We start from the raw sequence: 25717 nt of genomic DNA on the forward strand, positions 1-25717 counted from the left end.
CCCCGCCGGCATACCGGCGGGGGGTATCAGATTAATAGCGTGCGTCGGCGAACTCGACCCAGCCGCCGGCCTGAACAAGAGCCTTATCGAAGGGGCTGATCTCGAAGGGAAAAGCCTCTTCGCCCTGGCCGCTGCGAGCCACCACCTTCTGCCCCTCGACATCCACGTTGACCTCGACATCCCCTGCTTGCTGCAGGGCGAACAAACGGTCAAGCTGCGCCTTGGGCAGTTCGATGGCGAGCATGCCGCAGTTGAACATGTTCTGCCGGAAGATCCGCGCATAGCTCTGAGCGATGATGGTGTGGATCTCGTTGACTTCGAACACCCAGGGGGCGTGTTCGCGGGACGAGCCGCAGCCGAAATTTTCGCGGGAGACCACCACCCGGGCACTTTTCAACGCCTCGCCCTTGGGATCGAACCCCTCGAGCTTGAGGTCCTCGAGGCAGTAGGGCTGCAGTGCCTCCTTGGTAACCTCGGTGAGGTACTTGGCGGGAATAATTTCATCGGTATTGATATCGGACCGGTCGAGAAAAATCGCCGGGCCGCCAAAGGTCTTCTTCATGGTACGGATCCTCCCTCTGTATGGGCTCAGGCTGCAGATTTCTGCAGGGTACGGGCATCGGTGATAACCCCGGTCACGGCGGTGGCGGCGGCGGTAGCGGGGCTCATCAGGTGCACCATTCCCCCCTTACCCATGCGGCCGTTGAAGTTGCGGTTGCTGGTCGAGGCGCAGACCTCGCCTTCGGCGAGCACGCCGTTGCTCATTCCCAGGCAGGCCCCACAGGTGGGGTTGGTGACACAGAACCCAGCGTCCATGAAAATCTGGATGATCCCTTCGGCGAGAGCGTCACTGAAGATCTTCGGCGTGGCCGGTGAGACAATGCCGCGCACGCTCTCGGCAATCTTGCGCCCCTTGAGGATCTCGGCGGCCTGGCGCAGGTCCTCGATACGGCCGTTGGTGCAGGTGCCGATGTAGATCTGGTCGACGGCGGTGCCGGCCAGCTCGCCGACCGGCTTGACGCAGTCGGGCTTGAAGCCGTAGGTGACCTGGGGCTCGAGGTTGGACACATTGAAATCGAGCACTTTCTCGTAGCTGGCATCGGGGTCCGAATGCCACTTCCTGAAGTCCTCGCAGGCCGCCTCGCGGCTGGCGTAATCGTTCTGGATAAAGGGCCACAGGTAGTCGACGGTGGTCATGTCGGGCAGGCAGATGCCGCAGGTGCCGCCGGCCTCGATGGCCATGTTGCACAGGGTCATACGCGCCTCCATGGACATGGCCTCGACAATCAGACCGTGGAATTCGAGCACGCGGTCAGTGGCGCCGTTGACGCCGATCTGCCCGATGACATACAGAATCACGTCCTTGGCGTAGACCCCCGCGGGGAGGTCGCCTACCAGGTTGACGCGGATCGTGGCCGGCTCGCGAAAGGCGCACACCCCCTTGAGGATGCCCACCTCCAGGTCGGTGGTCCCCACCCCGGCGGCAAAGGCGCCGAAGGCGCCGTGGGTGCAGGTGTGGCTGTCGCCCATGATGACGGTGAACCCGGGGCGGATGTAGCCCTTCTCGGGGAACAGGGCGTGGCAGACGCCGTTGTGGCCGACATCGAAGAAATCCTTGATCTGGTGGCGGCGGGCCCAGTCGCGCAGCATTTTCGCCTGCAGGGCGGTCTTGCTGTCCTTGGATGGGGTGACGTGATCGATCACCGCCTTGATCTTGGTGTTGTCGAATACCCGGTCCTTGCCCCGCCAGAGCAGGTCGGCGATGGCCACCGGGGTGGTGATTTCGTGGCAGAGGACGCGGTCGATGTCGAGAACCTTGGCGCCGGCAAACGGCTCGTCCCGAAGGTGCGCGTCAAAAATCTTTTCAGCGATGGTCTTTCCCATGACTTCTCCTCGGATCTGAAATGCGAAGCATAATTCTCGAATTTTAGCCCAGGGGCGGCATTTATCGCAACCCGCGGAGCCTGGCAAAGACGGGGGCCGGCCGGCCCCCGCCCGGCTGCGGATTACAGATGGACGCTGGTGCGGCTTTCCACCGAGGCCGCCTTGTTGAGTGCATTGACGTAAGCCTTGGCGCTGGCCACGATGATGTCGGGGTGGGCCCCCTGCCCGAGCACCTCGCTGCCGTTGGTCTCCAGGCGCACGGTGCACTCGCCCTGGGCATCGGTGCCGCCGGTGATGGCTCCGACTGAAAAGGTGAGCAGCCGCGCCTTGCTCTTGGTGAGCTTCTTGATCGCCTTGAAAGTGGCATCCACCGGGCCGTCCCCCATGCAGGCGGTGCGTTTGCGCTTGCCGTCGACTTCGAGCTCGACGGTGGCGGTCGGCGCCGCGAAGGAACCGGAGGAGACGTTCATCTGCAGCAGCTTGAACTTTTCGGGGACGCGGATGATCTCGTCGGCGACGATCGCGTCGAGGTCCTCGTCGAAAATCTCCTTCTTCTGGTCGGCCAGGGCCTTGAAGCGCACGAAGGCCTTGTTGATGTCCTCCTTGGAGAGCTCGTAACCGAGTTCGTCGAGACGTTGGCCGAAGGCGTGGCGCCCCGAGTGCTTGCCGAGAACCAGCTTGTTTTTGCTCAGGCCTATCGACTCGGGGGTCATAATTTCGTAGGTGGTTTTTTCCATCAGCACCCCGTGCTGATGGATGCCGGCCTCATGGGCGAAGGCATTGGCGCCGACGATGGCCTTGTTAGGCTGAATGACGATGCCGGTGATGGTGGAGAGCAGCTTGCTGGTCGGCGAGATGTGCTCGGTGACCACCCCGGTCTTGTAGGGGAGGATGTCCTGGCGGGTGCGCAGGGCCATGACCACCTCTTCGAGCGAACAGTTGCCGGCGCGCTCCCCGATGCCGTTGATGGTGCACTCGACCTGCCCGGCACCCGCCTGCACCGCGGCGAGGGAGTTGGCCACCGCCAGGCCGAGGTCGTTGTGGCAGTGAACGGACAGCACGGCCTTTTCGATGTTGGCAACATTCTCCTTCAGGTAGCGGATGATGTTGAAGTATTCCGAAGGGATGGTGTAGCCGACCGTGTCCGGGATATTGACGGTTTTGGCGCCGGCGGCGATGACCGCCTCCACCACCTTGGCCAGAAACGGCAGGCGGGTGCGCACCGCGTCCTCGGCCGAGAACTCGACATTCGGCGTATAGCCGGCGGCCCGTTTCACCGCCTTGACGGCCGTCTCGATCACCTGCTCCTCGCTCATCTTCAGCTTGTACTTCATGTGGATGTCGCTGGTGGCGATGAAGGTGTGGATGCGGCCGCGCTCTCCGGCGTACTTGAGGGCCTCCCAGGCGCGGTCGATGTCCATGTCGTTGGCCCGGCACAGCCCGGCGATCTCCGGGCCCTTGATGCTCTGGGCGACCCGCCTGACCGCCTCGAAGTCCCCCTCCGAAGCGATCGGAAAGCCGGCCTCGATGACATCGACGTTGAGCTTCTCGAGCTGGTGGGCGATGCGCAGCTTCTCCTCGATGTTCATGCTGGCGCCGGGAGACTGCTCGCCGTCGCGCAACGTGGTATCGAATATCTTGATGGTATGTTCCTTGCTCATGAGCTCCTCCATTCAAGTCCAGGCCCCGGGGGCCAGTGGGCCGGGGCAGTCCGTGTTGCTGCAAAGTGCGATCTTGATTCGATCAGGTGTCTGAGTGTGGAGATTTAGGTCTCCCAGGTCCGATTCCACGTGACCACCCCCTTTCCGGCCGTCAGCCTCCACAGAAGAAAGGCTGGGAAAAAAAAAGCTCCCGCCCCGTCAGGGGCGAGAGCTTGCGCTTCGCGGTACCACCCTGTTCCAGCCCCTTGGGAGGAGCCCTCAGTTGACCCTTTACGCAGGTTCACGGTGGAGATTACTGTGGCCACCAGATGGCAGCCGGTTCACATCCACGGCTCCGAGGCGAGTTCGAATCCTTACCGTACCGGCTCGCAGCAACCGCCGGCTCTCTGAAACGGAATTGGACTCTACTACTCCTCTTCCCAGCCTTTGTTCTTACATGAGCGTTAAATAAACCAGATATCCGCAGGATATGTCAAGGCTATTAAAACCATCAGGAATTAACAACCCTGTTTTTTCGACATCCCGATACCCGGTTTGGCGGGGTTGAAGCCCCGGGGCGTCTTACCCCCCGGGGCTATCTGAAATACCCCAGGATCGACTCCCCGGCCCGAGTCCGCTCGCCGAGGCCGACCTTGATCTCGGACCCCAGCGGAAAGTAGACATCGACCCGCGATCCGAAGCGGATCAGGCCGTAGCGCATTCCCCGCTCGAGAACATCGCCGACCACCGGGTAGGTGACGATCCGCCGGGCGATCAGGCCGGCGATCTGCACGAACAGCAGCCGCTGCCCCTTGCCGGTTTCCAGGAAGATCCCGCCCTGCTCGTTCTGCAGGCTGGCCTTGTCGAGGGCGGCGTTGAGGAACTCACCCTTGTGATAGAACATGTCGAGCACCTTGCCGGAACAGGGGGCGCGGTTGACATGCACATCGAAAACCGACATGAAAATGCTGACTTTGATCGCCCTGCTCTTGAAGTAGCGATCTTCGTTGACCTCGCCGACAAACACCACCTTGCCGTCGGCCGGGGCGATGACCGCATCGGCGTCGGCGGGGGCGCTGCGCTCGGGATTGCGGAAGAAGTAGATGGTGAACAGGGTCAGCCCCAGAAACACCAGGGTCAGCAATCCCCACCCCAGCAGGGCGAACACCAGGGTGACAAAGGCGAAAAGCCCGATAAATGGGTAGCCTTCGGTGGCCACCGGCTGATTCTGATTGCGCATGGCTCTCCAAAAACGTGAGGCGTAAGGCGTGAGGCACGAAGAGAAAGACTTCCCCTCCCCCTCACGCCTCACTCCTTACTCCTCACGGCAGTGTTAGTTACGTTCCTTGTCGACGATCTTGTTCTTGCCGATCCAGGCCATCATCGAACGCAGCTTGCCGCCCACTTCCTCGATCGGGTGCTCGGCACCCTTGCGACGCAGGGCCGAAAGAACCGCCTTGTTGGCCTTGTTCTCCAGCATCCATTCGCGGGCGAATTCGCCCTCCTGGATCTCGCGGAGGATCTCCTTCATGGCCGCCTTGGTCTGCTCGGTGACCACCCGCGGGCCGCGGGTCAGGTCGCCGTACTCGGCGGTGTTCGAGATCGAGTAGCGCATGTTGGCGATGCCGCCCTCGTACATCAGGTCGACGATCAGCTTGAGCTCGTGCAGGCACTCGAAATAGGCCATTTCGGGGGCGTAACCGGCTTCCACCAGGGTCTCGAAGCCGGCCTGGACCAGGGCGCTGGCGCCGCCGCAGAGCACGGCCTGCTCGCCGAACAGGTCGGTCTCGGTCTCTTCCTTGAAGGTGGTCTCGATGACCCCGGCGCGGCCGCCGCCGTTGGCGCTGGCGTAGGCCAGGGCGACATCCTTGGTGTTACCCGCGGCGTCCTGGTAGATGGCGATCAGCGAGGGCACCCCGCCGCCACGGGTGTATTCGTGGCGCACCAGGTGGCCGGGCCCCTTGGGAGCCACCATGAAGACGTTGACGTCAGAGCGGGGGACGATCTGCCCGAAGTGGATGTTGAAGCCGTGACCGAAGGCCAGGTAAGCCCCCTTTTTCATGAAGGGCTCGATCTCCTCGCGGTACATGTCGCCCTGGAGCTCGTCGGGCACCAGGATCATGATCACGTCGGCAACCTTGGCCGCTTCGGCGGTTTCGAGAACCTGCAGGCCGGCCTTTTCGGCTTTGGCCCAGGAGCTGCTCCCCTTGCGCAGGCCTACCAGCACGTCGATGCCGCTATCCTTGAGATTGTTCGAATGGGCATGCCCCTGGCTGCCGTAGCCGATCACGGCGACCTTTTTCCCTTTGAGCACGTCCAGATTGGCGTCCTTGTCGTAATAAACTTTCATCCCGGTTGTTCCTCCTTCTTGGTGGAAATCCACCTTTTAATTGACCTGGCTTTATACCACAGAAAACCTCCGCCTGCCAATGACCTTTTGGCGGCCCGTCGAGGTTCCTGCGCTTCGAAAAAAACCGGCTTGGAGCCGGTTAAAACTCATTCGGTCCCCTTCCACCCTTTCGAGCCCCGGCCGAGAACGATCGGCCCGGAGCGCACCAGCTCCTTGATTCCCATGGGCCGAAGCAGCTCGATGATTGCCTCGAGCTTGGAAGGTGCCCCGGTGATTTCGATGGTGTAGGTGCGGGGGGTCACATCCACCACCTTGGCCCGGAAGATATCGGCGATGCGCAGCACCTCGGCCCGGGTCTTTTCCGTCGCGGTGACTTTGATCATGGCCATTTCCCGTTCGACGTAATCCTGCCCCGTGAAATCGATGACCTTGATGGTGGAGATCAATTTATTGAGCTGCTTGTTGATCTGCTCGAGGACCTGGTCGTCCCCGCTGGTGACGATGGTCATCCTGGAAATGGTGGGGTCCAGGGTCGGGGCGACTGAAAGGCTCTCGATATTGAAGCCCCGACCCGAAAAAAGGCCGGCCACCCGGGTCAGGACTCCGAACTCGTTTTCAACCAACACTGTGATGGTATGGCGCATGAAACCAATCTCCTCCGAAAATTTTCAAATATTCCAAGCCGTTAGGATGCAAGAACCATTTCATTGAGCCCGGCCCCGGCGGGAACCATCGGCATGACGTTCTCCTCCCGGGCGACCTTGAACTCCATGATCACCGGGCCAGGGGTGTCCAGGGCCTTGCGGATGACCTCTTCGACCTCGTCGGGGCTGGTGGCCCGCAGGCCGGTGGCGCCGTAGGCCTCGGCCAGCTTGACGAAATCGATGGGCAGCTCCATGCAGGTCTGGCTGTAGCGCTTGTCGAAGAACATCTGCTGCCACTGGCGGACCATGCCGAGAAAATTGTTGTTGAGGATGGCGATCTTGACCGGCAACCGGTGCTGAACCAGGGTGGCGATTTCCTGGGAGTTCATCTGAAAGGAGCCGTCCCCGGAGATGTCGATGACCTGCCGGCCCGGGCAGCCGACCTGGGCCCCCAGTGCCGCGGGCAGCCCGTACCCCATGGTGCCGAGCCCTCCGGACGAAAGAAAAGTCCGGGGATGGCTGAAAGCGAAAAACTGGGCGGTCCACATCTGGTGCTGGCCGACCTCGGTGGTGATGACGGCATCGTCTTGGGTCAGCTCGCGGATTTTTTCGATGACGAACTGCGGCTTGATGACCGTATCGGAGGCCTTGTAGAACATGGGGTGCTGCTGCTTCCAGTCATCGATCTCCCGGCGCCAGGACTCGGTTTCCCGGACCTGTTCGTCGACCTCGTCGGCGGATTCGGCAAGCTTGAGCACCAGGCGGTGCAGCACCTCTTTCAGGTCGCCGACGATCGGCAGGTCGACCCGGACGTTCTTTTTGATCGAGGTGGGGTCGATATCGACGTGGATGATCTTGGCATGGGGAGCGAAAGTGGCGATCTTGCCCGTCACCCGGTCATCGAAACGCGCCCCGATGGCGATCAGAAGATCCGACTCGGTCACCGCCATGTTGGCGTAGTAGGTCCCGTGCATCCCCAGCATCCCCAGGGACAGCGGATGCCGCCTGGGAAAGGCTGACATGCCCATGAGCGTCGTGGTCACCGGAGCCTGGATGGCCTCGGCCAGATTTTTCAGCTCCCCGGTCGCATCGGCCAGCGAAGCGCCGCCGCCGACGTAAATCACCGGCTTGCGCGCCTTGAGGATCATCTGCACCGCCTTTTCGACCTGCCGCACATTGCCGCTGTAGGTCGGTTTGTAGCCGCGCAACTCGACGGTGTCCGGGTAGACGAATTTGGTGGTGGAGACCTGGACGTCCTTGGGCAGGTCGATCAGCACCGGGCCGGGACGCCCGGTGCGGGCGATGTAGAAGGCCTCCTTGACGATGCGGGCCAGGTCCTTGATGTCCTTGACCAGAAAATTGTGCTTGGTGATCGAGCGGGTGATGCCGATGATATCCACCTCCTGGAAGGCATCGTTGCCGATCAGCGGCGTGGGCACCTGCCCGGTGACCACCACCATGGGAATCGAATCCATGTAGGCGGTGGCGATCCCGGTGACGGTATTGGTGGCACCCGGCCCGCTGGTGGCGATCACCACCCCGACCTTGCCGGTGGCTCGCGAATAGCCATCGGCGGCATGAACGGCGGCCTGCTCATGGCGGGTGAGGATATGCCGAATGGGCGAATCCACCAGGTCATCATAGATATTGATGACCGCCCCCCCGGGGTAGCCGAACACGGTCTCCACCCCTTCGAGCCGCAAGCATTCGAGCAGAATTTTCGATCCGGTCATTTTCAAGAAGCACTCTCCTCCAGGAAACAAGCACTAAATAGCTGCGCAATGGATACTTGCCCGGTTCTCAACCCAGCTGGGAAACGTCCCGCACGGCCCCATCGGCCGCGCTGGTGGTCAGGGCCGCGTAGGCGCGCAGCGCCGGACTGACCGCGCGTTGGCGGTCGACCGGCTTCCAGGCCTTGTCGCCGCCGGCGTCCATCTGTTCACGGCGCTTCTGCAGTTCGGCCTCGCTCAGCTCCACCCGGATGCTCCGCGCCGGAATGTCGATCTGGATCATATCCCCTTCGCGGACCAGGCCGATGGCCCCTTTCTGAGCCGCTTCGGGCGATACGTGGCCGATGGAGAGGCCCGAGGTGCCGCCGGAGAACCGGCCGTCGGTCACCAGGGCGCAGGCCTTGCCTAGCCCCTTGGACTTGAGATAGCTGGTGGGGTAGAGCATCTCCTGCATGCCCGGCCCCCCCTTGGGCCCCTCGTAGCGGATAAGCACGACGTCGCCGGCCTTGACCTGATCCCCCAGAATCCCCTCGACCGCCGCCTCCTGGCTTTCGAAGATCCGGGCCGGACCGGAGAACGTCCAAATCGACTCGTCCACCCCGGCGGTCTTGACGATGCAGCCGTCGGGGGCCAGGTTTCCGTAAAGAACGGCCAGGCCGCCGTCCTTGCTGTAGGCATGCTCCAAGTCACGGATGCAGCCGTTCTCCCGGTCGAGATCCAGGGACCAGCGGGTCTCCTGGGAAAAGGGCTCGAGGGTCGGCCGGTTGCCGGGAGCGGCGCTATAGCGCTTCTTGGCCTCCTCTGCGCCGGTGGAGCGCACATCCCAGCGGGCGATGGCCTCGCCCATGCTGGCGCTGTGCACCGTGGGCACGTCGCGATGGATCAACCCGCCGCGATCGAGTTCGGCCAGGATGCCGAAAACCCCACCGGCGCGATGCACATCTTCCATGTGAAAATGCGCCACCGAAGGCGCCACCTTGCAGAGGTGGGGCGTATCCAGGGAGAGCCGGTTCATGTCGCGCATGCTGAAGGCCACTTCGCCTTCGCGCGCCACGGCAAGCAGGTGCAGCACGGTGTTGGTGGAGCCGCCCATGGCGATATCGAGACGCATGGCGTTTTCGAAGGCCTTGAAGTTGGCGATGGAGCGAGGTAGCACCGAGGCGTCGTCCTGCTGGTAGAACCGCCGGCAAAGCTCGACGATACGCTGACCGGCCTCGACGAACAGTGCGCGGCGATCGGCGTGGGTGGCGACCAGGCTGCCGTTGCCCGGCAGACTGAAGCCGAGAGCCTCGGTGAGACAGTTCATGGAATTGGCGGTAAACATCCCCGAGCAGGAGCCGCAAGTCGGGCAGGCGCTGCGCTCGTACTCGCCGACCTGCTGGTCGCTGATGCCCGGGGAGGCCGCCGCGACCATGGCATCGACCAGGTCCAGGGCCACGGCTTTGCCGGCGATGGTCGCCTTGCCGGCCTCCATGGGGCCGCCGCTGACGAACACCGCCGGGATATTGAGGCGCATGGCGGCCATCAGCATCCCGGGGGTGACCTTGTCGCAGTTGGAGATGCAAACCAAGGCGTCGGCACAATGCGCATTGACCATGTATTCGACGGTGTCTGCGATGAGCTCCCGGGAGGGCAGGCTGTAGAGCATCCCCCCATGGCCCATGGCGATGCCGTCGCAGATGGCCATGGTGTTGAATTCTTTGGCGATGCCCCCGGCCTTGGCGATTTCACCGGCGACCAGCTGGCCGAGATCCTTGAGATGGACATGCCCCGGGACGAACTGGGTAAAGGAATTGACCACCGCGATGATCGGCTTGCCGAAATCTTCGGTCTGCATGCCGGTGGCGCGCCAGAGCGCCCTGGCTCCGGCCATGTTCTTGCCCTGGGTAGTGGTGCTCGAGCGGTACTTAGCCATGGAATTCGCCTTCTGTCCCTTTCTGCATCAATTCCCCTCTCTGCGGGGATTAAATCGCCGGCTGCCTGCGGGACAGGCAGCCGGCGCGTGTTTTTTCAAACGGATTCAGGTGCCGGCCGAGGTCGCCGACCGGCGGGGTGAGCCTTTCTATCTGCGGGAGTGTTTGTTGCCAAAGCCCGGAGCAGCTAGGTTTGGCCCCGACGATGTTTTTTTCAACCCGGGCAAACTCCCCCTGATACAGGAAAGGGTCCGGGCAAACCACCCAAACCCTTTCGCAACCCTATCTCCAATCCGGCTACTGCCGGAACTGTCGCATCATGCGTTCCATCTCGTCCTTGCCGGCGAGTTTGAGTTTCTGCACTTTTTTTCGTTCCACTTCCTCTTCCGGGGTCAGGAAGGTTTTCTCGTCCAGCTGTTCCAGTTCTTTCTCAAGTAAATGGTGTTCCTCGTAGAGCATCCTGAAACGGGCGTTGCTGTCGAACAGTTGCTCCACAAGCGCCTGATCTTTCTCATCCATCGAGCACCTCCTTGACAAAGTTAAAAAGGGAGTGGAAACGCCATTTTAAGATAGCGGATGGGTATGCCGATGTCAACCTTCAATCGAGGCCTCTTCCTGCCTTCTGGCCCACATGATTTCGGCCTCTGAGGGGCGGATGTAAGCGGGGCGAAGCTGCTCCAGGGGAATGCTCCGCCCTGCCTCCAGCTCCTCGAGAGCAAGGGCCGCGGCGCTCGAGGCGCGGGGCAGGTTGAGCGGCCAGGGGACGAAGTGGGCACGCGAACCCAGCTGCCGAACGATGAGCGTCTGATAAACGACCGCACCGTCGCCGATGAACACCGTCTCCCCCTCCAGCCGGGAAAGCAGTTTCTCCGGCGGCAGGACGCTCTCGTCCATCAAGGGCTCCATGCGCCCCCCGGCCCCGCCGTAAAGACCTGCGTAGACCTCGCCTTTGCGGGCATCGAGCAGGGTGCAGACCGGATGCCGGGCGAAGGGTGCCTGCACGGCCAGGCTGCGCAGCGAAGAGACGCCCAGAACCGGTTTGGCGCAGGCCAGGGCCAGCCCCTTGACCGTTGCCAACCCGACCCGGAGGCCGGTGAAGGATCCGGGGCCGAGAACCACGCCGAACCCGTCGATCTCGCCCAGCTCGACGCCGGCATCACCGAGCAGCTGCCGCACCGTGGCCAGAAGCCTGTCGGTGTGGTTGGCCTTGACGTTGAGCAGGATCTCGCCGAGCAGCTTGCGCCCGCGGGTCAGGGCGACACTTCCCGCCTGGGTCGAAGTGTCCAGGGTCAGAAGGGTGGCGTCCATCACTGCCCCCCGAAAAACAGCCGGACGATATCGTTGTAGAAGGCCAGGCCCATGAGCAACAGCAACAGGATCAGACCGATCTGCTGAGCGATCTCCCGGGCCCGCAGGGACAGGGGGCGGCGCAGCACCAGCTCGAACAGGTTAAAGAACAGGTGTCCCCCGTCGAGGATCGGTATCGGCAGCAGGTTGAGGATGCCCAGCTGAATACTGAGAAATGCCAGGATGGTAAGAACGCTGGACAGGTCGGTCTGGGCAGCCTGGCCGGCAATCTGCACCACGGTGATCGGACCGCCGATATTCTTGGCGGACACATGGCCGGCAAACAGCTTCTGAATGAAGACCAGGGTCAGTTCGATCAGCTCCAGCGCCCTTTCGGCCCCGGCCCGGATGGCATCCACCAGGCCGAACCTTTTGAAAACAGTATCCTGATGGGGAGCTATGCCGATCAGGTAATCGGCCCCGTCGGCCTCTTCGCGCACGGGCGTGATGGTGAGTTCCAGGAGCTCACCTCCCCGCTCAACCACAAAAGCCTGCGGCTCGGCGCCCAGTTCCTGGATATTCACCTTGAGGTCGTACCAGGACTCGATGGGCCGATCGGCAATGGCGACGATCCGGTCGCCGACGGCCAGGCCGGCTTCCTGCGCCGGCATCCCGGGAGCGAGCCCGCCCACCACCGCATCCTGGCGGGGCAGCAGACCGAGGGACTGCAGCCCTTCGACGCCACCATCCTCGGGAGTCATGACCAGCCGGGTCAGGCTGCCCCCCCGGGCGACTTCGATATCCAGGGGCGATCCGGCATGGGAGATGATGGCATTGTTGGTAGCCGACCAGGTCGCCACCTCGTCGCCGTTTATGCTGACCAGGCAGTCGCCGGGCTCAAACCCCGCGCGCGCACCGTCAGTGCCAGCCACGACATGTCCGATACAGGGGGAACGATCGAGGTAAGCCGGCAAGTTGACGCCGACCAGGTAGGCAACCGGCAGCACCAGAAACGGCAGCAGCAGGTTCATGAAGGGGCCTGCGGCGATGATGGCGGTGCGCCGGGAGACCGGTTTGTTGGCAAAAGAACGCTCCAACTCCTCGGGGCTTAAAGGGGCCTCTTCACCCTCCTCCCCGCCCCCCTCGCCTAGCATCTGCACATAGCCCCCGAGGGGAATGGCGCAGATCATGTACTCGGTTTCCCCCCATTTTTTCGAAACCAGCCGGGGGCCGAAGCCGAGGGAGAACTTGAGGACCTTCACGCCAGCCATTTTGGCAACGCAGAAGTGTCCGAACTCGTGTACGAAAACCAGGATGCCAAGCATGATAATGCCAGCGATCAGGGTCACCATGAATCCTCCGGTCAATGGGCGGCGGCGATTATCCGGCGGGCTGACTGGCGGGCCTGTCGATCGGCCCGCAGATATCCGTCGATGTGGCTCAGCGGCTCGCCCGGATGGCTGTCGAGGGTAGCCCGGATGATTACCGGGATGTCGAGGAAAGCGATCTGGCCGTTGAGAAACGCCTCAACCGCCACCTCGTTGGCGGCATTGAGCACGGCGGGGGCCGAGCCCCCTTCCCGCAGGGCCTCGTAGGCCAGGCTCAGGCAGGCGAAGCGGGCCGGATCGGGTGTCTCGAAGGTCAACGACCCCAGCGAGCAAAGATCCAGCGGCGGCAGGTTCAGGGGCAGCCGTTCCGGATAGCTGAGCGCATAGGCGATCGGCGTCTTCATGTCCGGGATCCCCAGCTGGGCGATCACCGAACCATCAAGATACTCGACCATGGAGTGAACGATGCTTTGCGGATGGATGTGCACGGCGATCCGCTCGGCCGGCAGGTCGAAGAGCCAGCGGGCCTCGATCACCTCGAGCCCCTTGTTCATCATGGTGGCGGAATCGATGGAGATCTTGCGCCCCATGCTCCAGTTGGGGTGATTCAGGGCATCACCGGGAGTCACGCCCTTCAACTGGGCCAGCGAGTGGTTGCGAAACGGCCCTCCGGATGCGGTCAGGATCAGGCGCCGGACATCGCTGCGCCGGTGCCCTTCGAGAGACTGGAAGATGGCCGAGTGCTCACTGTCGACGGGGTACAGGCTGACCCCCTTGCGGGCCACCGCCTCCATCACCAGCGGCCCGGCGGTAACCAGGGTCTCCTTGTTGGCCAGCGCGATGTCCTTGCCGGCTTCGATGGCCGCCATGGTTGGCACCAGGCCCGCAGCCCCGACGATGGCGGAGAGCACCATATCCACCCCGGAAAGGGAGGCACAGGCGATCATCCCTTCAACCCCACAGAGGATCTCGGGCGCCTCTGTGCCGAGCCGCTGCCGCAAGGTGGCGGCGTCGGCCGGGTCGACCACCGCGACGAGCAGCGGGCGGAACCGGCGGATCTGCTCTTCGAGTCGCGTCAGATTGCTCCCCGCGGTGAGCGAGAGCACGCGGTAGCGATCAGGGTAGGCAGCGACGATCTCCAGGGCGCTCACCCCGATGGAACCGGTGGAGCCGAGAATGGCAAGATTTTTCATAGACTATCCCTGCCCCGCGAATTTCAGCAGGGCAAAGTAATAAGCGGCCGGAAAAGCGAACAACAGGCTGTCGAGCCGGTCAAGAATCCCGCCATGACCGGGGATCATGCGACCGGAGTCCTTCACCCCGAAGCTGCGCTTGAGCATGGATTCGAAAAGGTCCCCCACCTGGCCGAGCGCTCCCAGGCCCAGACCCACCACCAGGCAATCGAGCCACGAGAGCACAGGAAGAAAGGCTGCACTGGCCAGCGCCGCACCAAACACGCTCCCGGCAAGCCCCCCCAGGGCTCCCTCCACGCTCTTGTTGGGACTGATCGCCGGATAGAGTTTGCGCCGACCAAAGTTGATCCCCGTGAAATACGCGCTGGTATCGCCGGCCATCACCACCACCAGGACCAGAAAAATCCACTCCCGGCCATAGGGGAGTTCGCGCAGAAGAACCATGTGGCTGAGCAGCACGGGGATATACAGGTAGCCGAGCAGCACCAGGGACAGATGCTGCACCACCTTGGCAAGATCACCAAAACGAAACAGGAACAGGGTGGCGAACAGCAGCACCACCAGGGTCAGGGCCGCGGGGATGGCTTGGGCGCCGGCCAGGCAGCACAGCGGCAGCAGGACGCCTGTCCCGATGGCCAGGGCCCGTTCGCCGGAGCGCTCGGCGGCAAGGCTCATGGCATAAAACTCCACCAGGGCCAACCCGCAGGCCCCGGCGATCAGCAGGGCGAACCAGGTCGCATTGGCGTAGCCGATAAACCCGATCAGCAGCGGCAGGAGGATGAGCGCCGTAATGATTCGCTGTTTAATGATCGGCCTCCCCTTCTGAATCGGCGGAATCCTTGAGCTGAGCGCCGGTCAACCCGAAGCGCCTCTGCCGGTGGCCGAATTCGCCCAGCGCCTGGTGCAGGTCCTCGATGCCGAAGTCGGGCCACAGCGAATCGGTAAAGTAGAGTTCGGTGTAGGCCAGCTGCCAGAGCAGAAAATTGCTGACCCGCATCTCTCCGCTGGTGCGAATCAGCAGATCGGGGTCGGGGATATCCCTGGTGTCGAGAGCGCCGGAAAATACCCGGTCGTCAACCTGCTCGGGTACCAGCCGCCCTGCCAGCATCTCGGCCCCCAGGTGGCGCACCGCCCGCAGGATCTCGTCCCTGGCCCCGTAGGAAAGCGCCAGGGTCAAAACCATTTCACGGTTTTCAGCGGTGCGGGCCACGGTGTCCTTGAGCACCTGGGCGACTTCCCGGGGGAGCCGGCGGATGTCACCGATGACGTTGAGCCGGATGCGCTGGCGGAGCATGGTCTCCAGCTCGGAGCGCAGATAATGGCCGAGCAGCCCCATCAGGGCGTTCACCTCGTCGTCGGGGCGCCCCCAGTTCTCCGAACTGAAGGCGTACAGGGTGAGATATTCAACCCCCAGGCTGCGGCATTCCTCGACGATGGTCTGCACCGCCTCCACGCCGCGCTGGTGCCCGGCGATGCGGGGCATTTGACGAATCTCGGCCCAGCGGCCGTTGCCGTCCATGATGATGGCCAGGTGTCGTGGAATACGCATGCAGGATGGTTCTCGCTTGGTCGGGCTGATTTTTAAGGAGCCTAACCTAGCACGAAAACATCGGTTCAGGCAAGAAGGGATGCGCGGGAGGGGGAAAAGCACGGGGCGCCGTCGCCGGCGCCCCGCGGTCGCTACATTATTCGATGATGGCGTTGACCGGGCAGCTGTCCACGCAGGCTGCGCAATCGGTGCAGTCGTCATTGATGGCGTACTTGTCGCCGGATTCAACGATGGCGCCCACCGGGCAGGCGTCCACGCAGGTTCCGCAGGCGATGCATTCGTCATTGATCTTCATAGCTACTCTCCTTTGTTGTATTGGCCCGGGAAATCGTTCAGATTTCCATGACCTCCTTCTCCTTGGCCGCAATGGCCTCGTCGATCTTCTTGACGAACTCGTCGGTCAGCTCCTGAATCTCTTTTTCGCCGCGCTTGAGTTCGTCCTCGGAAATTTCCTTGTCCTTCTCGAGCTTTTTCATGGTTTCGTTACCGTCACGCCGGGCGTTGCGCACCGCGATCTTGGCATCCTCACCCATGCGTTTGATCAGCTTGACCATTTCCTTGCGCCGCTCCTCGGTGAGCGCAGGGATGATGATACGGATCAACTGGCCGTCGGAGGAGGGATTGAGCCCCAAGTCCGACTTGAGAATCGCTTTTTCGATTTCGGGGATGAGGTTCTTCTCCCAGGGCTGAATGGTGATCAGCCGGGGTTCGGGCACGCTCAGCGTCCCCACCTGGTTAAGCGGGGTGGGCGTCCCGTAATAATCGACCCTCACCTCGTCGAGCAGGGTGGTGGAGGCGCGCCCGGTGCGGACCTTGGTAAAGTCCTTCTTCAGGGCATCCACGGACTTGCTCATCCCGGTGCGGGTCCTCTTGATGACGTCTGCATACATGGCGGTCACTCTCCTTTGACAACCGTACCGATCGACTCGCCGAGCACCACTTTCTTGATGTTGCCCGTGGAGGTCAGATCGAACACGACAATGGGAAGATTGTTGTCCATGCACAGGGAGGTCGCCGTGGCATCCATCACCTGCAGTCCCTTTTTGAGCACGTCCAGGTAGGTCAGGCTGGGATACTTGACCGCATCCTTCACCTTGGCCGGATCGGCGCTGTAGACCCCGTCAACCTTGGTCGCCTTGAGAATCACCTCGGCGCCGATCTCCATCGCCCGCAGGCTGGCGGCGGTATCGGTGGTGAAGTAGGGGTTGCCGGTGCCGGCGCCGAAGATGACCACGCGGCCCTTCTCCAGGTGCCGAACGGCCCGCCTGCGGATATACGGCTCGGCCACTTCCTGCATTTCGATGGCCGACTGGACCCGGGTCACAACCCCCACCTTCTCCAGGGAATCCTGCAGGGCGAGGCTGTTCATGACCGTGGCCAGCATCCCCATATAATCGGCGCTTGCCCGGTCCATGCCGCGGGAAGCCGCAGCTACCCCCCGGAAGATGTTGCCGCCGCCGATGACCAGGGCGACCTGCACCCCCAGACCAACCACCTCCTTGATCTCGGAGGCGATGTTGGCGATTACCTCGGGGTCGATGCCGTACCCCTGCTGACCGGCGAGGGCCTCCCCGCTGAGCTTGAGCAGAATCCGCTGATATCTTGGCTTGGCCTCTGCCATGGACGTCTCCCCGGGAAAAGGTTATTTCGTGCTCAGCGCGGCAACCTCGGAGGCGAAGTCATCGGCTTTCTTTTCGATCCCCTCGCCCAACTGGAAGCGGCAGAAGCGGGTCAGGGCAACCTCGGCGCCAATTTCCTTGGCGAGGGCGGCGACAACCTTGTTGACCTTCTGGTCGGGATCGATCACATAGGCCTGCTCAAGCAGACAGATCTCGCCGAAGAACTTGTTGACCTGTCCTTCGAGAATCTTTTCGATGATGTTGTCGGGCTTGCCACTCTCCTTGGCCTTGACCCGCATGATGTCCTTCTCGCGATCGAGAACCTCGGAGGGAACCTCTTCGCGCTTGAGGTACTGGGGGTTGGCGGCCGCCACGTGCATGGCCAGTTGCCGGGCAAGGGCGACAACGCGCTCGTCGTCGGCCTTGGCGGTGGCCAGCTCGACCAGCACCCCGATTTTGCCGGCACCGTGAATGTAGGAGGCGACCACCCCGGGCTCTGCGGCGAAGCGGGCAAAGCGGCGGATGTTCATGTTTTCGCCGATGGTGGCGATCTGGTGGGTCAGCTCTTCGCTGACGGTGCGGCCGGTACCGGGAAAGTCGACGGCGCCGAGCGCCTCGATGTCTGCGGGAGCTGCCTTAAGAACAGCTTCGGCAACGCCGGCGGCGAACTGCTGGAAGGCTTCGTTCTTGGCCACGAAGTCGGTCTCGGCATTGACCTCGACAACCACGCCGAAGCTGCCTTCGCCGGCTGCCACGACCATCCCTTCGGCGGCGACGCGGTCGGCTTTCTTGGCAGCGGCCGAGAGGCCTTTTTTGCGCAGGAAGTCGATGGCCTCTTCGAGGTTGCCGCCGGTTTCGCCAAGGGCTTTCTTGCAATCCATCATGCCGGCACCGGTCTTGGCGCGAAGTTCGGCGACCATTGATGCGGTAATGTTTGCCACGTTTACCTCCTCTATGGTTACGGGTAAAACCCGATCAGTTAGTTGAGATTCCGCCCGACCAGGCGGACGTCACGTTCCCGGCAACCCATTTGGGCCGCCGCATTTAGGAGAAAGGGTGACCGGCGCCGGCCGGTCACCCCATTTTGTGGATTTGCGCTGCGATCAGGCTTCGGCGGAAGGAGCTTCAGCAGCCGGCTCGGCGACAGCTTCGGCCTCGGCAGCGGTTTCGCCGCCTTCGGCGTCGCTGCGCAGGGCGGTTTCACGGGACTGCCCCCCTTCGATGCAGGCATCGGCCATGCGCGAAGCGAACAGGCGGATGGCGCGGATGGCGTCGTCGTTGCCGGGGATGATGAAGTCGATTTCGTCCGGGTCGCAGTTGGTGTCGACCACGGCCACCACGGGAATCCCCAGCTTGCGGGCTTCCTTGACGGCAATCGCCTCCTTCTTCGGGTCGATGACGAAGATGGCCCCGGGCAGCTTGGTCATGCCCTTGATACCGCCAAGGCTCTTTTCCAGCTTGGCCCGCTCGCGCTCGAACTGCAGCGCCTCTTTCTTGGTCACCAGTTCGTAGGTGCCGTCCTGGGCCATGGCTTCGATCTTCTTCAGCCGGTCGATGCTGGCTTTGATGGTGGAGAAGTTGGTCAGCATGCCACCCAGCCAACGGTTGTTCACATAGAACTGCCCGGCGCGGAGGGTCTCCTCCATGATGGCGTCCTGGGCCTGCTTCTTGGTGCCGACGAAAAGGATCTTCTCGCCGCCCTCGACGACCTCCTTGAGGAAGGTGTAGGCGTTTTTGAAGTAACGCACCGTCTTCTGCAGGTCGATGATGTAAATGCCGTTGCGGGCCCCGAAGATGTAGGGCTTCATCTTGGGGTTCCAGCGCTTGGTCTGGTGGCCGAAATGCACCCCGGCCTCCAGCAGTTGTTTCATGGTGATCTGTGCCATTTGGTACTCCTTTTCCGGTTCGGTTTCCTCCGCCCCCTTCACGCCCGCCGGAGCCTCGGGCACCATGCCCGGGGACCCTCCGTACGGATCGGGGAGCGTGTGTTTTGAACAACGGGTGTGTATACCATGCGACCCTGGTCATGGCAAGGGAAAAATCACCCTCAAACCGGTTTACAACCCCGGGCAACTAGTCTAAGATTCCGGGTCATGTCCGCCTATCGCGTCTACCGCTACATTGCCCGGGAAGTCACTGTTCCTGCCATTCTCGGGCTGCTGATCTTTACCTTCGTGCTGCTCATGGGGCGCATCCTCAAGCTTGTTGAGATGGTCATCAACAAGGGCGTGCCGTTTGCCGACATCGCGCTGCTGTTTGCCTGCCTGCTCCCCGCCTTTCTGGTTATCACCATTCCCCTGGCCTTTCTGCTGGGGGTCCTGCTCGGTTTCGGTCGCCTGTCGGGGGACAGCGAAATCATTGCCATGAAATCATCGGGGATCAGTCTCTACCAGATGATGCGACCGGTGTTGGCTATCGCCTTTGCGGCCAGTCTGGCGACGGGGGCACTTACCTTGTTTGTCGAGCCGGTCGGCAATGCCGCCTTTCGCAGCCAGGTGTTCCAGATTGCCTCGAGCAGGGCCAGCGTGGGGTTGCTGCCCCAGGTTTTCAACGACGAATTCGACGGGCTGGTGATCTATGCCCAAACCATCGACGACCGCAGCAGCACCATGGGCGGGGTTTTCATTTCCGACGAGCGGGTCGGCAGTTCTCCCTCGGTCATTCTCGCCCAGCGGGGTAGAATCATCTCGGACTCCCAGGCGCTCACCCTCACCATGCGACTGGAGAACGGGGCGGTTCACCGGCAGCCCAAATCCGGGGGCCAGGACGCCTACCAGGTCATCGAGTTCAACACCTATGACGTCAACCTCAACATGGGGCAGGAGCTGGAGCCGACCGAGCGCCCCAAAAAACCGAAGGAGCTTACCCTCGGGGAATTGAACCAGTCCATCGCCAAAATCGATGACCCGGACCAGCGCCGCACCCTCCAGGTCGAATTGCAGAAAAGGCTGGTTCTGCCCTTTGCCCCCATTATTTTCGCCCTGGTCGGCGTCCCCCTGGGAATCCAGACCCAGCGCTCGGGGCGCGGCGGGGGATTTGCCATGGGGCTGGTCGTCTTCCTCGGCTACTACGTGATGTTCTCCTTCGCCGAAACCCTGGCCGATGAAGGTGGGCTGCCGCCGGCGGTCACCATGTGGCTGCCCAACCTGCTGTTTCTGACCGGGGGACTTTACCTGCTCCGACAGACCGCGCTGGAGCGGAGGCTGCGTTTTTTTGAACTGTTCACCCAGGGGCCCATCCGCTTGCTGCGGCAGTTGAGAATAGAGCGGAGGCGTCCGTGACCCTGCTCAACCGCTATATACTTTCCACCTACGGGCGGATCTTTCTCCTCGCCCTGGCGGCCTTCGTCGGCATCTATCTGCTGGTGGATTTCTTTGAAAAGGTCGACAACTTCATCTCTCACCAGGCCAGGCCGTCGCTCTACCTGTTGTACTTCTCGAACAAAATCCCCCTGATCGTGGCCCAGGTCACCCCCCTGGCGGTGCTCATGGGGGTATTCCTGACCCTGGGAGGCTTTTCCAGCAGCAACGAGCTGACCGCCATGAGAGCGGGGGGATTGAGCCTGGTGCGGATCAGCGCCCCTCTGCTGGGCGCGGCTCTGCTTACCACCCTGGCGGTAATGGCGGTCAACGAATACGTAGTTCCCTTAAGCGTAAAAAAGACCAATCACATCCTGCGCACCGAGGTCAAAGGCAAATCCGACCTCGCCTTGACCAAGGACCGGGTCTGGTTCCGCGAGGGCCAGGCCATCATCAATGTACGCCAGGCGCTTCCCGCCAGCCAGGCACTGCAGGGGGTGAGCATCTTCGACCTGGATGAGAACTTCAGGCTGAAAAAACGCGTCTCCGCTGCCAGTGCCATCTTCCAGAACGGCACCTGGACCCTCGAAAACGTCACCGAGCGTCGGTTCGAACCGGGCAACGGCGGCCAGCACGGGCTGGACAAGCTCCCCTCGCGCCCATTGGTTCTGAGCAAGACCCCCGAGGACTTCCAGGTCACCACCGAGAAAAACGAGGAACTCGGGTTTCGCCAGCTGCGCGAACTGGCCGGGCGCCTCAAGGCCGAAGGATACGACAACACCCGCTACCTGGTCGACATGCACAGCCGCCTCGCCACCCCCTTTGCCTGCCTGATCATGGCCTTTCTCGGCATCCCCTTCGCCCTGCAGAAGGGTCGCGGGGCGAGCCTGGCCATGGGGGTGACCATCAGCGTGGCCATCGGCATCGCCTACTTCATCCTCCAGGCCACCCTGCTCGCCTTCGGCTACTCCAACATCCTGCCGCCGCTGATCGCGGCCTGGTCGGCCAACCTGCTGTTCGCCCTGCTGGGGTTCTGGCTGCTGCTCAGGACCCGGAGCTGACCTTCACCTTGTTTTCAGCAGGGCCTGTGCTTTAATTACAGGAGGAACCCTCCGCGGGGGATCAATGCGAACTCTCATCACACTGCTTTTGCTGGGGCTTTTTCTGCAGCCGGCCTTCGCTGCGCCGCCGACCCTCACTTCGGTTCGACCCACGACCGTTTCCGCCGCCGGCGCCGTCACCATCACCGGCGGCCCCTTCACCACCGGCACCAGGGTTGTGCTCGGCGACCGGGAAATCGTTCCCGGCCAGGGGGGGCCCGGCCAGCTGGTTTTCAGCGTACCCCCCATGGAGCCCGGCGAATACGCCCTTTTCCTGCGCGACGGCGAGGAGTTCAGTCAGCAGTCCTTCACCCTGCGGGTGGTGGAACCGACGCCCCGCATCCTCTCCCTTTCGCCGAGCAACATCGATGCCTGCTCCTCCGAGGCCGAACGGCGGGTGAGCGTGGAATTGGACGACTTTCTGCCGGGTGCGACCCTGCTGCTCAACGGCTCGGCGCTCCCCTACTCCACCGCCGGCGGCGGCACCATCGCCTTTACCGCCCCGCCCCTGGAGGCCGGAATTTATGGTGTGCAGGTGGTCAACCCCGGCGGTGCCCAGTCCCTGCCCCACTCGCTGTGGTTCAACGACATCCCCGAGATCCAGAGCGTGGACCAGGGGACTGAGTACGTCAACTACTACGAGTTGGTCATCCGGGGGAAAAATTTCTTCTACAACTCGACCCTGGTGGTCAACGAATACCAGGCGGGCTTTTCCGACCTGCCGCCGCGCCAGCGCACCATCATCGCCCAGGGGCGAAGCTCGGGCCAGGAAACCGGCTACGCCAGAGCCCAGGCCGACAACGTCTTCTACGTCGACTGCAACACCTTGATCTACTACCGCTACCCCTACAGCACCCAGCCCAAGCCCCTGGTGCTGCAGGTGATCAACCCCGACGGGAAAAAAAGCTCTCCATATCAGGCCTCGCTTCCCTGATACCAGGTGCGGTGAAACAAAAAGCCCCGCTTGCAAGGCGGGGCTTTTTGTTTGGGTATCGCGATAACCTGGATCAGTAGCGATAGAATTCGGGCTTGTACGGCCCTTCCACCGGGATGCCGAGGTAGTCGGCCTGCTTGGCGGTCAGTTGGGTAAGCTTCACGCCCAGCTTGTCCAGGTGCAACCGGGCCACCTTCTCATCGAGCAGCTTGGGCAGCACGTACACCTTGTTCTCATAATCGCCGGCGTTGCCCCACAGTTCGATCTGGGCGATCACCTGGTTGGTGAAGGAGGCCGACATGACGAAGGAGGGGTGCCCGGTGGCGCAGCCGAGATTGACCAGGCGGCCTTCGGCGAGCACGATGATCTTCTTGCCGTCCGGGAACACCACGTGGTCGACCTGGGGTTTGATGTTGACCCATTCGAGGTTGCGGATGCTGGCGATGTCGATCTCCAGGTCGAAGTGACCGATGTTGCAGACGATGGCCTGATCCTTCATGGCCTCCATGTGCGGGCGGGTGATGACGTCGCGGCAGCCGGTGGTGGTGACGAAGATGTCGCCGAGGGCGGCGGCCTCTTCCATCGTGGTCACCTGGTAACCTTCCATGGCGGCCTGCAGGGCGATGATCGGGTCGATCTCGGTGATCAGCACCCGGGCGCCGAGCCCGCGCATGGCCTGGGCGCAGCCCTTGCCGACGTCCCCGTAGCCGGCGACGACCACGACTTTGCCGGCCACCATGACGTCGGTAGCCCGCTTGATGCCGTCGGCAAGCGACTCGCGGCAGCCGTAGAGGTTGTCAAACTTGCTCTTGGTGACCGAGTCGTTGACGTTGAAGGCGGGGCACTTCAGGGTGCCGGCCTTGGCCATCTGGTAGAGCCGGTGCACACCGGTGGTGGTCTCCTCGGACAGGCCGCGGACCTCCTTCATCAGTTCGGGGTACTTCTCGTGCATCACCTGGGTCAGGTCGCCGCCGTCATCCAGCAGCATGTTGGGGGTCCAGCCCCCCGGCCCCTGGATGGTCTGCTCGACGCACCACCAGTACTCATCCTCGGTCTCGCCCTTCCAGGCGAACACCGGGATGCCGGCCTTGGCGATGGCCGCGGCGGCATGGTCCTGGGTGGAGAAGATGTTGCAGGAACTCCAGCGCACCTCGGCGCCGAGGTGGATCAGGGTCTCGATGAGCACGGCAGTCTGGATGGTCATGTGCAGGCAGCCGGCGATGCGCGCCCCCTGCAGCGGCCGACTGGCGCCGAACTCCTCGCGCAGGGCCATCAGCCCCGGCATTTCGGTCTCGGCGATCTCGATCTCCTGGCGGCCCCATTTGGCCAGTGCAAGGTCCTTTACCTTGAAGTCGTCCTGGGTGATGCTAGCTTCCATGATGTTTTTCCACTCCTTGAAGGTTAATGGCGGTTCTGTTCAATCAACGGCCGCGGCGGCCCTCGCCGCGCTAAGGATGAATGCCCCCTGCTCGCCGGGCTGCCCGACGAGCGCCTGATAGTCCTGCACCGTGAACCCCGTGGCGCTCAGCCACCCTTGCAGCTCTTTTTGCTCGAAACCGAGCCACTGATCGGCCAGCCGCTCGCGGACCCATTCGAGCTCGTGGCGCTGCAGGTCGGCAACCAGCAGCCGGCCGCCAGGGGCAAGCACCCTGTTGAGTTCGCACAGCACCGTCTGGGGCTGAAGAGCATGGTGAAACACCATGTTCAGCAGCACCACGTCAACCTCCCCATCCGACAGGGGGAGATGATCCATTTCGCCAAGCCGCAGGTCGATGGAAGCGAGCCCCGCGCCGGCCAGCCGCTCTCGGGCCTCGCGCAGCATGGCCGGCGAATGGTCGACGCCGATCAGCCGCCCCGCCCTGGATGCCAGGGCCGCCAGCAGGGCGCCGCTGCCTACCCCCACCTCGAGAACGACCCGGCCCGGTTCGACCATGGCAACCAACTGATTGCGATAATCGGCCACCGGCAAGATCTTCCCGGCCAGCTCGTCCCAGTCCCGGGCATGCTGATCAAAGAAACGCTGGCTGCGGTTGCGCTGCTCCTCGAGCAGCCGGGCGAGCTCGGCCATGTCCCGCCGGTGCTCAGGCAGGCCCGCCTGGCGCCGCTGCAGGCTCGGCCAGATTTCACCGAACAGCCCCTCGGCGCCGTTCACCCGGTAATACCCCCAGGTCCCCTGGCGTTTGACCGAGAGGATGCCGGCCCCGACCAGGATCTTGAGATGGCGCGATATCCGCGACTGGCCCATGCCCAGGACCACGGTCAGGTCCTGGACGGTCAGTTCCCCCTGCGAGAGCAGGGCGATCAACCGCATGCGGGTGGGGTCGGCGAGAGCTTTCAGGGTTGCGAGCATATAAATCAGGTCCGCGAAGATTACTAAATCAACTTTTCCTGATTTAACATATCGACCCTGGCTGGTCAAGGGACAAAAAAGGGGCGGATCGTTTCGATCCGCCCCCTGCCGCTTCAGGCGCAGCTCCCGACTACATCGCGAGCATCAGGTTGTGCAGGACACCGGTGTTTTTTTCCACGAGCTGCAGGCGCAACTGAACCGCGGAGGGAGCTTCCCCCGGGAAGAAGAGGAACCCCCGGGCGAGGGTCCCCGGTTGGATGGCTCGGTTTTCCAGTTGCTTGTTGGCCAGGTCCCGGGAAATCTGCCGGCCTGTCTCCTCGGAGCTGGCCGCATTGGCACCACCGATGATCGCGCCACCGGCCACACCGGCCGCCGCCCCCTTCATCGCAGCATCGCCGACATTTTCCCCGGCCAGAATGCCAATGGCCGCACCGATCAGGGCACCGCCGGCGGCCCCGAGGGTGGCCCCCTTGCCGGCCCCCTTGCCGATGGTTCCGAACTCGGAACTGCTCTCCACCCGGCTGTAAGCCGTCCGGCTGTCGAGCAGATTCCAGTAGTTGCCCTGGGCATCGATCAGGAAGGTTTGACTGGGAACGATCTCGAGCGCGTGTTTGCCGGCGTTGTCGATCACGATCTGCACGGGCAACAACCCGGCGCCCCGAATGTCGAAGCCGAAAGCCTGCTTGGCTGCCTTCTTGTCAACGAAGGGCTCGGCGGCGACCTGGGCGCCTCCGGCCATCTGCATCCCCTGATAGGCTGCCGGTGGCCTGAAGGGCACCTCCTGGCTCGTATAGGTGGTGCACGCGACCAGCAGAAGCGCGCCCAGCATTGCGAACAGAACCTGATACCAAGACTTTCTGGACATAGACACCCCCGTATAAGAAAACTCTTGCTGAT

25 protein-coding genes and 1 other annotated feature are annotated in these 25717 nt (G+C 62.7%); of the genes, 3 read left to right on the top strand and 22 right to left on the bottom strand.

The features are described from left to right. Positions 1-31 precede the first annotated feature (31 nt). The 19 genes from DESUT3_RS12780 to rpsB all read right to left on the bottom strand — a co-directional run bounded on the left by DESUT3_RS12780 (position 32) and on the right by rpsB (position 19023). Positions 32-562, bottom strand: a complete 531-nt coding sequence (locus DESUT3_RS12780; RefSeq protein WP_221248871.1) for a 3-isopropylmalate dehydratase small subunit — start codon at positions 560-562, stop codon at positions 32-34. A 26-nt stretch (positions 563-588) separates the two neighbouring features. Further along, entirely contained in the window at positions 589-1884 is a 1296-nt protein-coding gene (locus tag DESUT3_RS12785; protein ID WP_221248872.1) for a 3-isopropylmalate dehydratase large subunit, read from the bottom strand. A gap of 122 nt (positions 1885-2006) precedes the next feature. Further along, the gene (locus DESUT3_RS12790) at positions 2007-3545 is read right to left on the bottom strand and encodes a 2-isopropylmalate synthase (RefSeq protein WP_221248873.1); all 1539 of its coding nucleotides are present in this window, start codon (positions 3543-3545) and stop codon (positions 2007-2009) included. A 197-nt stretch (positions 3546-3742) separates the two neighbouring features. Next, positions 3743-3975, bottom strand: a binding site (T-box leader). Between the two features lie 144 nt (positions 3976-4119). Further along, complete coding sequence (locus tag DESUT3_RS12795) at positions 4120-4764, bottom strand: phosphatidylserine decarboxylase family protein (protein ID WP_221248874.1); 645 nt, start codon at positions 4762-4764, stop codon at positions 4120-4122. Positions 4765-4857: 93 nt separating this feature from the next. After that, positions 4858-5874 carry a ketol-acid reductoisomerase gene (ilvC, locus tag DESUT3_RS12800; protein WP_221248875.1) on the bottom strand — a complete coding sequence of 339 codons (1017 nt, stop codon included), beginning with the start codon at positions 5872-5874 and terminating at the stop codon, positions 4858-4860. A 146-nt stretch (positions 5875-6020) separates the two neighbouring features. After that, positions 6021-6518 carry an acetolactate synthase small subunit gene (gene ilvN / locus DESUT3_RS12805; protein ID WP_221248876.1) on the bottom strand — a complete coding sequence of 166 codons (498 nt, stop codon included), beginning with the start codon at positions 6516-6518 and terminating at the stop codon, positions 6021-6023. Between the two features lie 41 nt (positions 6519-6559). After that, entirely contained in the window at positions 6560-8257 is a 1698-nt protein-coding gene (ilvB, locus tag DESUT3_RS12810) for a biosynthetic-type acetolactate synthase large subunit (protein WP_221248877.1), read from the bottom strand. 61 nt (positions 8258-8318) lie between these two features. Further along, positions 8319-10163 carry a dihydroxy-acid dehydratase gene (gene ilvD / locus DESUT3_RS12815; RefSeq protein ID WP_221248878.1) on the bottom strand — a complete coding sequence of 615 codons (1845 nt, stop codon included), beginning with the start codon at positions 10161-10163 and terminating at the stop codon, positions 8319-8321. A 295-nt stretch (positions 10164-10458) separates the two neighbouring features. Further along, complete coding sequence (locus DESUT3_RS12820) at positions 10459-10680, bottom strand: YdcH family protein (RefSeq protein ID WP_221248879.1); 222 nt, start codon at positions 10678-10680, stop codon at positions 10459-10461. Positions 10681-10752: 72 nt separating this feature from the next. After that, positions 10753-11469: a tRNA (adenosine(37)-N6)-threonylcarbamoyltransferase complex dimerization subunit type 1 TsaB gene (tsaB, locus tag DESUT3_RS12825; protein WP_221248880.1), complete on the bottom strand. Its 717-nt coding sequence runs from the start codon at positions 11467-11469 to the stop codon at positions 10753-10755. Then, complete coding sequence (rseP, locus tag DESUT3_RS12830; RefSeq protein ID WP_221248881.1) at positions 11469-12800, bottom strand: RIP metalloprotease RseP; 1332 nt, start codon at positions 12798-12800, stop codon at positions 11469-11471. Before rseP ends, tsaB begins: the two co-directional genes overlap by 1 nt. Before the next feature lie 11 nt (positions 12801-12811). Further along, the gene (locus DESUT3_RS12835) at positions 12812-13969 is read right to left on the bottom strand and encodes a 1-deoxy-D-xylulose-5-phosphate reductoisomerase (protein WP_221248882.1); all 1158 of its coding nucleotides are present in this window, start codon (positions 13967-13969) and stop codon (positions 12812-12814) included. Positions 13970-13972: 3 nt separating this feature from the next. Further along, complete coding sequence (locus tag DESUT3_RS12840; protein WP_318836032.1) at positions 13973-14806, bottom strand: phosphatidate cytidylyltransferase; 834 nt, start codon at positions 14804-14806, stop codon at positions 13973-13975. Further along, complete coding sequence (locus tag DESUT3_RS12845) at positions 14772-15518, bottom strand: isoprenyl transferase (RefSeq protein ID WP_221248883.1); 747 nt, start codon at positions 15516-15518, stop codon at positions 14772-14774. The genes DESUT3_RS12840 and DESUT3_RS12845 overlap by 35 nt, the downstream gene beginning before the upstream one ends. Before the next feature lie 136 nt (positions 15519-15654). Then, a complete protein-coding gene (locus tag DESUT3_RS12850; protein WP_221248884.1) occupies positions 15655-15813 on the bottom strand; it encodes a 4Fe-4S binding protein in 159 nt (52 codons plus the stop codon). A 37-nt stretch (positions 15814-15850) separates the two neighbouring features. Next, positions 15851-16408, bottom strand: a complete 558-nt coding sequence (gene frr / locus DESUT3_RS12855; protein WP_221248885.1) for a ribosome recycling factor — start codon at positions 16406-16408, stop codon at positions 15851-15853. A 5-nt stretch (positions 16409-16413) separates the two neighbouring features. Then, entirely contained in the window at positions 16414-17139 is a 726-nt protein-coding gene (gene pyrH / locus DESUT3_RS12860; protein WP_221248886.1) for a UMP kinase, read from the bottom strand. A gap of 21 nt (positions 17140-17160) precedes the next feature. Beyond that, on the bottom strand, positions 17161-18078 hold the full coding sequence (tsf, locus tag DESUT3_RS12865; RefSeq protein WP_221248887.1) for a translation elongation factor Ts: 918 nt from the start codon (positions 18076-18078) through the stop codon (positions 17161-17163). A gap of 162 nt (positions 18079-18240) precedes the next feature. Beyond that, positions 18241-19023: a 30S ribosomal protein S2 gene (gene rpsB, locus DESUT3_RS12870; protein WP_221248888.1), complete on the bottom strand. Its 783-nt coding sequence runs from the start codon at positions 19021-19023 to the stop codon at positions 18241-18243. A gap of 207 nt (positions 19024-19230) precedes the next feature. On the opposite strand from rpsB, the gene lptF reads away from it, so the two are divergent. From lptF to DESUT3_RS12885, 3 genes are all read left to right on the top strand, one after another. After that, complete coding sequence (gene lptF, locus DESUT3_RS12875) at positions 19231-20418, top strand: LPS export ABC transporter permease LptF (RefSeq protein WP_221248889.1); 1188 nt, start codon at positions 19231-19233, stop codon at positions 20416-20418. Then, positions 20415-21497: an LPS export ABC transporter permease LptG gene (gene lptG / locus DESUT3_RS12880; protein WP_221248890.1), complete on the top strand. Its 1083-nt coding sequence runs from the start codon at positions 20415-20417 to the stop codon at positions 21495-21497. Before lptF ends, lptG begins: the two co-directional genes overlap by 4 nt. A gap of 64 nt (positions 21498-21561) precedes the next feature. Then, positions 21562-22470, top strand: a complete 909-nt coding sequence (locus tag DESUT3_RS12885; RefSeq protein WP_221248891.1) for an IPT/TIG domain-containing protein — start codon at positions 21562-21564, stop codon at positions 22468-22470. 73 nt (positions 22471-22543) lie between these two features. Here DESUT3_RS12885 and ahcY read toward each other — a convergent pair whose 3' ends face one another. The 3 genes from ahcY to DESUT3_RS12900 all read right to left on the bottom strand — a co-directional run bounded on the left by ahcY (position 22544) and on the right by DESUT3_RS12900 (position 25685). Beyond that, a complete protein-coding gene (ahcY, locus tag DESUT3_RS12890; protein ID WP_221248892.1) occupies positions 22544-23848 on the bottom strand; it encodes an adenosylhomocysteinase in 1305 nt (434 codons plus the stop codon). Positions 23849-23887: 39 nt separating this feature from the next. Further along, the gene (locus tag DESUT3_RS12895; RefSeq protein ID WP_221248893.1) at positions 23888-24820 is read right to left on the bottom strand and encodes an ArsR/SmtB family transcription factor; all 933 of its coding nucleotides are present in this window, start codon (positions 24818-24820) and stop codon (positions 23888-23890) included. Positions 24821-24950: 130 nt separating this feature from the next. Beyond that, positions 24951-25685, bottom strand: a complete 735-nt coding sequence (locus DESUT3_RS12900; protein ID WP_225911503.1) for a hypothetical protein — start codon at positions 25683-25685, stop codon at positions 24951-24953. Positions 25686-25717: the final 32 nt, after the last annotated feature.

It is taken from the genome of Desulfuromonas versatilis (genome assembly GCF_019704135.1).
Lineage (GTDB): Bacteria > Desulfobacterota > Desulfuromonadia > Desulfuromonadales > NIT-T3 > Desulfuromonas_A > Desulfuromonas_A versatilis.

Coding starts and splice junctions, on each gene's coding strand:
- lptF (WP_221248889.1), top strand. CDS start 19,231: ATGTCCGCCTATCGCGTCTACCGCTACATTGCCCGGGAAGTCACTGTT.
- DESUT3_RS12835 (WP_221248882.1), bottom strand. CDS start 13,969: ATGAAAAATCTTGCCATTCTCGGCTCCACCGGTTCCATCGGGGTGAGC.
- DESUT3_RS12900 (WP_225911503.1), bottom strand. CDS start 25,685: ATGTCCAGAAAGTCTTGGTATCAGGTTCTGTTCGCAATGCTGGGCGCG.
- rpsB (WP_221248888.1), bottom strand. CDS start 19,023: ATGGCACAGATCACCATGAAACAACTGCTGGAGGCCGGGGTGCATTTC.
- DESUT3_RS12795 (WP_221248874.1), bottom strand. CDS start 4,764: ATGCGCAATCAGAATCAGCCGGTGGCCACCGAAGGCTACCCATTTATC.
- ilvN (WP_221248876.1), bottom strand. CDS start 6,518: ATGCGCCATACCATCACAGTGTTGGTTGAAAACGAGTTCGGAGTCCTG.
- DESUT3_RS12790 (WP_221248873.1), bottom strand. CDS start 3,545: ATGAGCAAGGAACATACCATCAAGATATTCGATACCACGTTGCGCGAC.
- pyrH (WP_221248886.1), bottom strand. CDS start 17,139: ATGGCAGAGGCCAAGCCAAGATATCAGCGGATTCTGCTCAAGCTCAGC.
- frr (WP_221248885.1), bottom strand. CDS start 16,408: ATGTATGCAGACGTCATCAAGAGGACCCGCACCGGGATGAGCAAGTCC.
- ilvC (WP_221248875.1), bottom strand. CDS start 5,874: ATGAAAGTTTATTACGACAAGGACGCCAATCTGGACGTGCTCAAAGGG.
- tsaB (WP_221248880.1), bottom strand. CDS start 11,469: ATGGACGCCACCCTTCTGACCCTGGACACTTCGACCCAGGCGGGAAGT.
- DESUT3_RS12885 (WP_221248891.1), top strand. CDS start 21,562: ATGCGAACTCTCATCACACTGCTTTTGCTGGGGCTTTTTCTGCAGCCG.
- DESUT3_RS12820 (WP_221248879.1), bottom strand. CDS start 10,680: ATGGATGAGAAAGATCAGGCGCTTGTGGAGCAACTGTTCGACAGCAAC.
- DESUT3_RS12785 (WP_221248872.1), bottom strand. CDS start 1,884: ATGGGAAAGACCATCGCTGAAAAGATTTTTGACGCGCACCTTCGGGAC.
- DESUT3_RS12780 (WP_221248871.1), bottom strand. CDS start 562: ATGAAGAAGACCTTTGGCGGCCCGGCGATTTTTCTCGACCGGTCCGAT.
- ilvD (WP_221248878.1), bottom strand. CDS start 10,163: ATGGCTAAGTACCGCTCGAGCACCACTACCCAGGGCAAGAACATGGCC.
- rseP (WP_221248881.1), bottom strand. CDS start 12,800: ATGGTGACCCTGATCGCTGGCATTATCATGCTTGGCATCCTGGTTTTC.
- ahcY (WP_221248892.1), bottom strand. CDS start 23,848: ATGGAAGCTAGCATCACCCAGGACGACTTCAAGGTAAAGGACCTTGCA.
- DESUT3_RS12845 (WP_221248883.1), bottom strand. CDS start 15,518: ATGCGTATTCCACGACACCTGGCCATCATCATGGACGGCAACGGCCGC.
- DESUT3_RS12850 (WP_221248884.1), bottom strand. CDS start 15,813: ATGAAGATCAATGACGAATGCATCGCCTGCGGAACCTGCGTGGACGCC.
- DESUT3_RS12895 (WP_221248893.1), bottom strand. CDS start 24,820: ATGCTCGCAACCCTGAAAGCTCTCGCCGACCCCACCCGCATGCGGTTG.